At 30.7% G+C, this 8,913-nt stretch carries 9 protein-coding genes; 3 read left to right on the top strand and 6 right to left on the bottom strand.

From position 1 onward, the window contains the following. Positions 1-369: 369 nt before the first annotated feature. The gene (locus DNC80_RS15340) at positions 370-1,569 is read left to right on the top strand and encodes an LETM1-related biofilm-associated protein (RefSeq protein ID WP_182651961.1); all 1,200 of its coding nucleotides are present in this window, start codon (positions 370-372) and stop codon (positions 1,567-1,569) included. Between the two features lie 42 nt (positions 1,570-1,611). Here the strand turns inward: DNC80_RS15340 and can are convergent, their stop codons facing one another. The 3 genes from can to DNC80_RS15325 all read right to left on the bottom strand — a co-directional run bounded on the left by can (position 1,612) and on the right by DNC80_RS15325 (position 4,324). Continuing rightward, the gene (gene can, locus DNC80_RS15335) at positions 1,612-2,247 is read right to left on the bottom strand and encodes a carbonate dehydratase (protein WP_182651960.1); all 636 of its coding nucleotides are present in this window, start codon (positions 2,245-2,247) and stop codon (positions 1,612-1,614) included. Positions 2,248-2,304: 57 nt separating this feature from the next. After that, positions 2,305-3,957 (bottom strand): SulP family inorganic anion transporter, encoded by a 1,653-nt coding sequence (locus tag DNC80_RS15330; protein ID WP_182651959.1) that lies wholly within the window; start codon positions 3,955-3,957, stop codon positions 2,305-2,307. 76 nt (positions 3,958-4,033) lie between these two features. Beyond that, a complete protein-coding gene (locus tag DNC80_RS15325; RefSeq protein WP_182651958.1) occupies positions 4,034-4,324 on the bottom strand; it encodes a hypothetical protein in 291 nt (96 codons plus the stop codon). Positions 4,325-4,552: 228 nt separating this feature from the next. Here DNC80_RS15325 and DNC80_RS15320 point away from each other — a divergent pair, with 228 nt between their 5' ends. Then, positions 4,553-5,494 (top strand): LysR substrate-binding domain-containing protein, encoded by a 942-nt coding sequence (locus DNC80_RS15320; RefSeq protein WP_144892586.1) that lies wholly within the window; start codon positions 4,553-4,555, stop codon positions 5,492-5,494. Positions 5,495-5,519: 25 nt separating this feature from the next. Here DNC80_RS15320 and DNC80_RS15315 read toward each other — a convergent pair whose 3' ends face one another. Both DNC80_RS15315 and mnmD read right to left on the bottom strand, forming a co-directional pair. Then, a complete protein-coding gene (locus tag DNC80_RS15315) occupies positions 5,520-5,717 on the bottom strand; it encodes a hypothetical protein (RefSeq protein WP_144892588.1) in 198 nt (65 codons plus the stop codon). 125 nt (positions 5,718-5,842) lie between these two features. After that, complete coding sequence (gene mnmD / locus DNC80_RS15310; RefSeq protein WP_182651957.1) at positions 5,843-6,505, bottom strand: tRNA (5-methylaminomethyl-2-thiouridine)(34)-methyltransferase MnmD; 663 nt, start codon at positions 6,503-6,505, stop codon at positions 5,843-5,845. 296 nt (positions 6,506-6,801) lie between these two features. On the opposite strand from mnmD, the gene DNC80_RS15305 reads away from it, so the two are divergent. Next, positions 6,802-7,869 (top strand): branched-chain amino acid aminotransferase, encoded by a 1,068-nt coding sequence (locus tag DNC80_RS15305; RefSeq protein WP_182651956.1) that lies wholly within the window; start codon positions 6,802-6,804, stop codon positions 7,867-7,869. Positions 7,870-7,925: 56 nt separating this feature from the next. Here DNC80_RS15305 and DNC80_RS15300 read toward each other — a convergent pair whose 3' ends face one another. Continuing rightward, positions 7,926-8,315, bottom strand: coding sequence for a nucleoside triphosphate pyrophosphohydrolase family protein (locus DNC80_RS15300; protein ID WP_144892595.1), 390 nt, complete (start codon positions 8,313-8,315; stop codon positions 7,926-7,928). Positions 8,316-8,913: the final 598 nt, after the last annotated feature.

Genomic DNA, 8,913 nt, shown 5'->3' with positions numbered 1-8,913 from the left:
CAGAACAACTTTTTAATTCCTAATTTTAAAATTGTAAATTTTAATAAAAAAATGCCTCAACACTTTAAATTTTGAGGCATTTTTAGTTTTTTGAAATTCTCAATTGATTTTGAGTTTATAAAGCCCCGATGTTCCATTTTTTACAAAACAATAAAACTATTTCACTCTGAAAATAGTGAAAAAATATATGGAAATTAAATAGTAAAAAATTAAAGTTGACCGCTATTTAACTCTAAATTTTAGAATAAAAACTAATTATCTTAATACCCATCAATTATGTTATTATTAATGTAATTCTTTTGTTAAACTATTTTTTTGGCTGACAAACTTGCTCAAAAAAGAATAGCTTTGTACTTTGAAATTAAAACAATGATTAACCCATCAGCTACAGGTTGGATAGATAAATTTTTTAATGAGCAAGATTTTTCTACAAAATCTGTTGCCATTACCACTGATGCTTTTTATGAAAAAGTAAGAGCAACTGGTTTTATTTATGGTCATATCATTTCCTTCAACACTCCTAATCAAATTCAAACCAAAGGCTGGTTTAAAGATGAAATATCAAAGGTAGCATTACTTACACTACTCTATGATATTTTTTGTTTGACAAAAGGAGAAAATCAAAGTAATCTTTTCATAAAAGAAACGGTAGCTTTTTATAACCAAATGAATCCTCAGGGATTTAATTTGTTTAAAAAAATATTACCCAAAGATTCACTGGCGCTTACACTTGAAAAAATTATCGATAATCGGGTACAAACTAACGAAAGTATCATTAATAAAAACTTTTCACACTTAGTTACTAATGCTTTATTATTCATAGATATCATTGCGTACCAGCAATACTTGATTCAAGGTGAAATACCAGATAAATATTTAAAAAAAATAGAAGAAACCATAGTAAACGTGGTGACTATTGCTCTCAAAATAAAATCAAAAAAATCACAATACGATGATCTTTTAATCAAACTTTTTGAAGCATCAATACGTTACAGTAAGTTTTCGAAAGGAACAACACAAAACTTAGATACACTGCAACTAGATTATTTTACAAATGATCTTGAAAAATACTACTTAATTGATCTAGCCTGTATGGCGTTATGGAGCGATGGAGAAATAGAAAATGAAGAAAATTATTTTTTACACTCACTTGCCACTATTCTAAACATTAATGATGAATTTGTAATTCAAAGCTTAAGCTGTACAAATACATTTATTGCACAACACAAAAAAGATATTCCATATTTTAATTATTCAAATCCAGTAAAACATTTTTACGATCAAACTACACAGAGTGTTGTTACCTTGATAAGCCGAAATAAAAACCGGCTATTAAAAGAACTCTATCAAAGTAAGGAATTAATGGTTTTGCTTGCTTATTCCACAAGAAGAGATCTTGATGAAAAAGAAAAGAAAAAAGTTAAAAAACAATTGTTAGAAATTTGTAAAACCATACCTTCTCTTACAATTTTTTTACTGCCAGGAGGTAGTTTATTACTGCCTATTTTGATCAAATTCATTCCTACCCTACTTCCAACAGCATTCAACGAAAACCTGGACGAAGAATAAAAAAAACCCAAAAAGCAATATGCTCTTTGGGCCTTTAATAATTTAGAATTTTAATTGATATACTTCATCAAGGTCATCTTCTGAGCTTATGTTTACATTTAAATCTGTTACAAAACCTGAATTTAATCCATATACCCATCCGTGCAAAGTTAGATCTTGATTGTTTCGCCATGCTCCCTGAACGATTGATGTTTTTGCAAGATCAAAAACTTGTTCCTTTACATTGAGTTCTACAAAGGTATTGAAACGCTCTGTTTCGTCTTGAATACTATCTAAATAGGTATTGTGCAAGCGATAAACATCTTTAATATGACGAATCCAGTTGTCGATAATCCCAATAGATTGATTGCCCATAGCTGCCTTTACACCACCACAACCATAATGCCCGCAAACTATTACGTGCTTTACTTTTAGGACATTAACAGCATAATCTAGTACGCTAAGCATATTCATATCAGTATGCACCACCATATTAGCTATATTACGATGAACAAAAACCTCACCCGGCTTTGCACCCACAATTTCATTTGCTGGAACACGGCTATCAGAACAGCCAATCCACAATAATGGCGGTGTTTGACCTTTAGCTAAATCTGCAAAAAAATTAGGGTCACTAGCCAGCGATGTTTCAACCCATTTTTTATTATTGTCTAATATTTTTTTATAAAAATCGCTCATTATATTTTAATTTAATGTTTGTTAATTATTTTAATCTCTTTTGTAATACATTCAACCTTAAAAATCTATTTCGTCTCCAATTGGTTTTTTAACCATAACCCGTTTAGCTGCGTCATAATAGTGTTCAAAAGTAACATGATTGTTAGAATCATCGGAGTTTTCTAATTCGTAAGCATCTTTAAATCCTTTCAATTTTACTTTTATTTTTTTATCTACAGCTTTAATTGTTTTGAACTCATGAATAAGATCTAAGATGTCATGAGCAATATAAACGGTGTCTTTTGCATCAATAATTACTTTTGACTTTTCGGGAATATCATTCAAAGTTTGCTTGATAGCAGCTTTATTTAAAAATGAAACTTCTTGAGCCAAATCAATGTGAATAACGTCACCTGATTCATAATTCTCTTTTCGAAAGTTGTAAGCTCGTTTTAAATTTCCCTTTAGTACAAAAATGATACTAATAAAGATTCCAAGTGCAACACCTTTGAGTAAGTCTAAAAAAACAACAGCTAAAAGTGTTGCAATAAAAGGAATAAATTGGTATTTCCCTTTATTCCAAAAATGTATAAAAGTACTAGGTTTTGCTAATTTATACCCTACAAGAATAAGCACTGCCGCTAACGTAGCTAATGGAATTTTATTGAGAACAAAAGGAATAGCTAGAACACTAACAAGTAACAAAAAGCCATGAATTATGGTAGACAATTTAGATTTAGCACCAGAGTTACTATTCGCTGATGTACGAACAATAACAGAGGTTAAAGGTAAACCGCCTAATAAAGAACTCACAACATTCCCTATTCCTTGCGCTTTTAATTCTATATTTGTATCTGTGTAACGCTTTTGAACGTCCATCCTATCAGCAGCTTCAATACTCAGTAAAGTTTCAATTGATGCAACAATGGCAATTGTAAAGGCTACAATCCATACTTTAGTATTGGTAACTGCTGCAAAGTTTGGTGTTACAATTATAGCTTTGAACTCTTGAAAAGTGGATGGGACAGGTAAGGAAACCAAATGCTCGTTTCCTATTGCTAATTTACTTCCTGAGATTATAAAGATTTCATTAAGCACCACACCTAGTACAACTGCAATCAAAGCGCCCGGAATCAATTTCATTTTTTTCAAAAAAGGTACTTTGTCCCAAGCTATCAAGATAATCATAGAAATTAGCGTAATAACTATAGCTCCAAGTTGTAAATAATTAAAGATATCGAACAAAGCAGTAAAAGTATTACCTCCATCATTTTGTAAAAAAGCTTGATCGCCTTCAAAATCTTTATCATATCCAAATGCATGAGGTAATTGTTTCAAAATTATTATAATCCCAATTCCTGCTAACATTCCTTCGATAACATTTGTAGGGAAATAATTTGAAATACTACCTGCCTTTGCAAAACCCAAAATTAACTGAATCAAACCTGCAATAAAAACAGCGGTTAAAAAAACATCAAACGCCCCTAAATCGGTAATTGCTGTTATAACAATTGCTGTTAAACCAGCTGCTGGGCCGGAAACACTTAAACTGGAAGAACTAAAATACCCTACCACAATTCCGCCTACAACTCCTGCAATAATACCCGAAAACAATGGTGCACCAGAGGCCATTGCAATACCTAGACACAAAGGTAGCGCCACTAAAAAAACAACAAGACCTGAAGCAAAATCAGACTTGAGGTGCGCAAAAAGATTACTTTTATTTTTCATAAGATAATGATAATTAATATACAAAGCATAGTCCATATCAAAAAGACACAGACGATTGTTTTTCTACAAAATAACATTACCCCAAGTTAGGAGGAGGTGCGAAAATAAAAGATACTACATTGTCATGTTCACCTATCGTGTTTGAAAAAATAAGCTCAATTTCTTCAAAACAAACGTTTATAAGCTCAATATTTACCAATTCTTGATGAACAAAATTCTTGATATCCTTTTGAGAGTCTTCTTCTTCCTCTTCAGAAAAGTCAAAGAAAACAGATATATCACAGCTCTTTTTAATAATAACAACAATAGTTGGCGCAGCTAGAAAAGCTAAGAATAAAAATAAAAAAAAACGCGCAAACACTTTCATTGATTAAGTAATAAATTCCAGCAAATAGAACTACAAAATTGCTTAAAATAAAAAAACAATAAATGAACTACATGCATTAATGGGATAAAGGTAATAAATATTTTATATAGGTAGCATTTAATTTATTTATTGAAAAAAACCGATTAACGTTAATATTGCTCATAATATCTGCAAATTAATCATAAAGTAAATTGATTGTTTTTATCTTTGCATCATAAAATACTATACATGACAATTACACAACTAAAATATGTTTTGGCAGTAGCAGAACATAAAAATTTTACACTTGCAGCCGAAAAATGTTTTGTTACACAACCCACATTGAGTATGCAAATTCAAAAAATTGAAGAGGAATTGAGTATTCAAATTTTTGATCGTACAAAAAAACCTATACAGCTTACTGATATTGGACAAAAAATTGTAAACCAAGCAAAAAATATAGTTGTTGAGGCTGATCGTATTCAAGATATTGTAGAACAACAAAAAGGGTTTATTGGTGGCGAATTCAGGCTTGGAATCATCCCTACTATTATGCCTACGTTATTGCCAATGTTTTTGAACAACTTTATAAAAAAATATCCTAAAGTTAGACTGATAATAGAAGAATTAAACACGAATGAAATAATCACTAAACTCAACAACGGTCATCTAGATGCGGGTATTGCTGCTACACCTTTATTAGAAGAAAAAATAAAAGAAATAGTATTGTACTATGAACCTTTTGTTGCTTACATCCCGGAGAGTCATCACCATTTTCAAAAAAATGAAATTGAAGTATCTGATTTGAATTTAGATGAAATTTTATTACTGCAAGATGGACACTGCTTTAGAGATGGGATCTTGAATCTTTGTAAAAGTGGAGATAGAAATGAAGCGAGCCATTTCCAGATTGAAAGTGGGAGTTTTGAAACCCTTATAAAACTAGCCGATGAAGGCCTCGGAACAACCTTGTTGCCTTACCTACACACCTTAGACCTTAAAGAAAGTGATGCCTTAAAACTTAGACATTTCAAGGAACCGAAACCTGCTAGAGAAGTAAGTTTAATTTTTCCTAAAAGTGAATTAAAAATTCAAATTATAGATGCGCTAAGAACTACAATTGCAGGAGTAATTAAAGGAGCAATAGTATTTCAAAACGTTCAAATTATTAGTTCTATGTCAAAAAAATAAGGAACTTGAGCGTTCCTTATTTTTTTTATGAATTTACTAATATTAAACATTGTTTTAACTCTGGCTTTGTTACGGTATAACTCAAAAGCCATTCTCTTAAAAGCTCCATTTCGTATGGCAACAATGTTTTTATTGCTTTTTCTAACTCTTTACAGAACAAAGCTGGATCAAAACTTACCCTCTCTAAAATTGATTTGGTATAGTCATACATTATTTTCGACATAGTGCAATTTATTTTTTTATTTGAGACAGCGTAAATTTAAACTAAAAATAAAAATGTTTCACTATTATTTAACTTAGTTTTTAGTTTTCAAACCAAAACAAAGGGTTGAAAGCCTATTAAAAAAATTACTTTTTAAATGCTCTAAACATTTCTCGTTTTCCCGGTGGTCCAGCTAATTTTTCTACAGTAAAACCTACTTCAATCATACTACGTTTGACTACGCCTCTTGCTGCATAAGTCACTAAGACACCTTCTTTTTTAAGGGCTGTATACATTTTTTGAAAAATTTCCGTACTCCATAAATCTGGTTGTACTCGATAGCCAAAAGCGTCAAAATAAATTAAATCAAAGGCGTCAACATCCTCTATTTGCTCAAAAAACTGTTTCCTTTTTGTGATTTCAAAATGAGGAGCCAGGATGTTTTTTTCTTCCCAATTGCTGGTATGCATCGTCTCAAAAACAGCTTTATATTCCTCAGCATCTAGTTCAGCTACATAATTCATAGCTAAGACTTCTGTCGCAGATACAGGGTATGCCTCTACTCCTACATAATTTATGGATTGATTTCTTTTAATAGACTCTAAAAAAGTAATGAACGCGTTAAGACCAGTTCCAAAACCGATTTCTAAAATTGATACTTTTGAATTTGGAAAAAGTGCCAATCCATTTTTTATAAAAACATGTTCGGCCTCTTGTATGGCACCGTGTTTAGAATGATAACACTCATCCCATTCTGGTAAATGAATGGTTGTAGAACCATCTAGGGTTTGAATTATTTCTCTTTTCAAAATATATATTTAGGTATAAATTAATAGTAATAGCTTTTTTACCAAAATTAGTGAAAACTAGAAGTTTTTTTTACTTCCTATCATTATTATTTAATAGATACCCTCAAAATTAAACATTATAAGTATATTTTTTTAAATAACAAACAAATCACACTTTTATGCTATAATTAAACGAAATGAATAAAAGTATTCATTGTTTTTTATTTAATTTTGCACGCATTAAACAAAAAGCAATACTTGATTCACATGAATTGTTTTTTTTGTTTGAACAAAAAATAAACAAACAGTACACTATTATGAGTAACACTCTAACTACTAAAATTGAAACTATAAAAGCCACCACATCAAAAATAAACGATGTAGATTTTAAAAACTTAAGCTTCGGTTCTGTTTTTACTGATCATTTATTTGAATGCGATTTCAAAAACGGTGAATGGCAAAATCCTACTATCAAGCCATACGCTCCTTTTTTGATAGATCCATCAACAAGGGTTTTTCATTATGGCCAAGCAATATTTGAAGGAATGAAAGCCTATAAAGATACAAATGACTCTATTTGGCTTTTTAGACCTGATGAAAATTACAATCGTTTTAATAAATCAGCGGTACGTATGGCAATGCCAGAGGTTCCAGAAGATATTTTCATGTCTGGACTTCACCAATTACTACAACTAGACGAAGCCTGGATTAAAAAAGGGAACGGAAACTCGATGTACATAAGACCATTTATGATTGCTACAGGTACAGGAGTAATAGCAAATCCATCAAACGAATATAAATTCATGATAATCTTATCCCCAGTTACCTCTTATTATGCTGGAGATGTTAAGGTTCTTATTGCTGAACATTACAGTAGAGCTGCAAATGGAGGAATAGGTGCTGCAAAAGCTGCGGGTAACTATGCTGCACAATTTTACCCTACAACTTTAGCAAATAAAGAAGGTTTTCAACAAGTTATTTGGACAGATGATGCTACCCACACTAAACTTGAAGAAGCGGGAACTATGAATGTGTTTTTTAGAATCAACGATACCTTATTCACAGCTCCTGTGAGTGAACGTATTCTTGATGGTGTAACTAGAAAAACACTTATTGACTTAGCAAAAAGTGAAGGTATTGATGTTGAAGTTCGTTCTGTACTAGTATCAGAATTAGTTGAAGCAGCAAAAAACGGTACTCTAAAAGAAATATTTGGTGCTGGAACAGCAGCAGTAATTAGTCCTATTTCAGGATTTTCTTTCCAAGATGTATATTATGATCTTCCAAAGGTTGATCATTCAATTGCCATTCAACTAAAAGAAAAATTAACAAACATTCAAAATAAACTTGACGAAGATACTTTTGGCTGGACCGTGAAAGTATAATTTTTTCAAAAACTTAAATTTTAAAAAGTGATTTTCTACAGTGAAAATCACTTTTTTTATTTTTCGTTTAATATGTTTGAAAAATCAGGTTTAAAATAATGAGGACCTTTCATTACTTTGCCATCTTCTCTATAAATAGGTGTTCCATCAGTATTTAATTTGCTCATGTTACTAAGCTGAATGGCTTCAAATACCGCTTCCATTTTATCTTGTAATCCATGGGCTATAATAGTTCCACACAATATATACAACATATCCCCAAGAGCATCAGCTATTTCAACCAAATCATTATTTTGCACTGCTTCTAGATACTCTTCATTTTCTTCTTTCATTAAATTGTATCGTAACAAATGTCTCTTTTCTCCCAAATCAGCAACAGGTGCGTCATGAAATCCTAAGTTAAAAGCAGAATGAAATTGTTTTACAGCGTCAATTTGTTTTTTCATATTCTTTTTATTAATTGAGATGCCAAAATAGCAACTATTTCTAAACTATTGATTAAATTTACAAAAAATTGTAAAACATGTTTAGTCAAGGTCAAATCATTTTTGGTATCTTATTTTTTATCGCTTTTGTTATAGCCGCAGTATACTCCTATAGAAAAGATATTCAAGTTCATAAAACATTTTATAAAGGCAATTATAAAATCCTATTGGGATTTATTGGTTTTATTGCTATTCTTTTTTTGATAAAAGTTTTTTTTAAAAGGTAGTTTTTACCTGATTATTAGTCCACTTCTTGTGGGCTTTTTTATTTATTTTATTTCAACACTACCTTTAATCTAAGTATTTACAAAAAAATACAACAATAATAATCAAGCTTTTACAATTTTACAGTACAGAATTTCAACAACAATTTATAAAAATTTGAGCATTGAAAAACTTTTAAATAAAATCTATAACTTTACAAAATCAAGAAACCAACCCGTTATGCGAATTTTAAAATATATTTTCCTTCTACTTCTACTAAGCCTTGTGGCTTTGACTATATTTATTGCCACTCAAAAAGGAGATTTCACTGTAGAAAGAAGTCATATTATTAAAG

This window comes from Flavobacterium sp. SOK18b (assembly GCF_014156605.1).
Classification (GTDB): domain Bacteria; phylum Bacteroidota; class Bacteroidia; order Flavobacteriales; family Flavobacteriaceae; genus Flavobacterium; species Flavobacterium tiangeerense.
The sequence above is the reverse complement of the archived record's forward strand: the minus strand, read 5'-3'. Positions and strand labels throughout refer to the sequence as shown.

What these genes read in the sequence shown, in the direction of transcription:
- DNC80_RS15340 (WP_182651961.1), top strand. Translation starts at nt 370, where the DNA reads ATGATTAACCCATCAGCTACAGGTTGGATAGATAAATTTTTTAATGAG.
- DNC80_RS15320 (WP_144892586.1), top strand. Translation starts at nt 4,553, where the DNA reads ATGACAATTACACAACTAAAATATGTTTTGGCAGTAGCAGAACATAAA.
- DNC80_RS15325 (WP_182651958.1), bottom strand. Translation starts at nt 4,324, where the DNA reads ATGAAAGTGTTTGCGCGTTTTTTTTTATTTTTATTCTTAGCTTTTCTA.
- can (WP_182651960.1), bottom strand. Translation starts at nt 2,247, where the DNA reads ATGAGCGATTTTTATAAAAAAATATTAGACAATAATAAAAAATGGGTT.
- DNC80_RS15330 (WP_182651959.1), bottom strand. Translation starts at nt 3,957, where the DNA reads ATGAAAAATAAAAGTAATCTTTTTGCGCACCTCAAGTCTGATTTTGCT.
- DNC80_RS15305 (WP_182651956.1), top strand. Translation starts at nt 6,802, where the DNA reads ATGAGTAACACTCTAACTACTAAAATTGAAACTATAAAAGCCACCACA.
- DNC80_RS15315 (WP_144892588.1), bottom strand. Translation starts at nt 5,717, where the DNA reads ATGTCGAAAATAATGTATGACTATACCAAATCAATTTTAGAGAGGGTA.
- DNC80_RS15300 (WP_144892595.1), bottom strand. Translation starts at nt 8,315, where the DNA reads ATGAAAAAACAAATTGACGCTGTAAAACAATTTCATTCTGCTTTTAAC.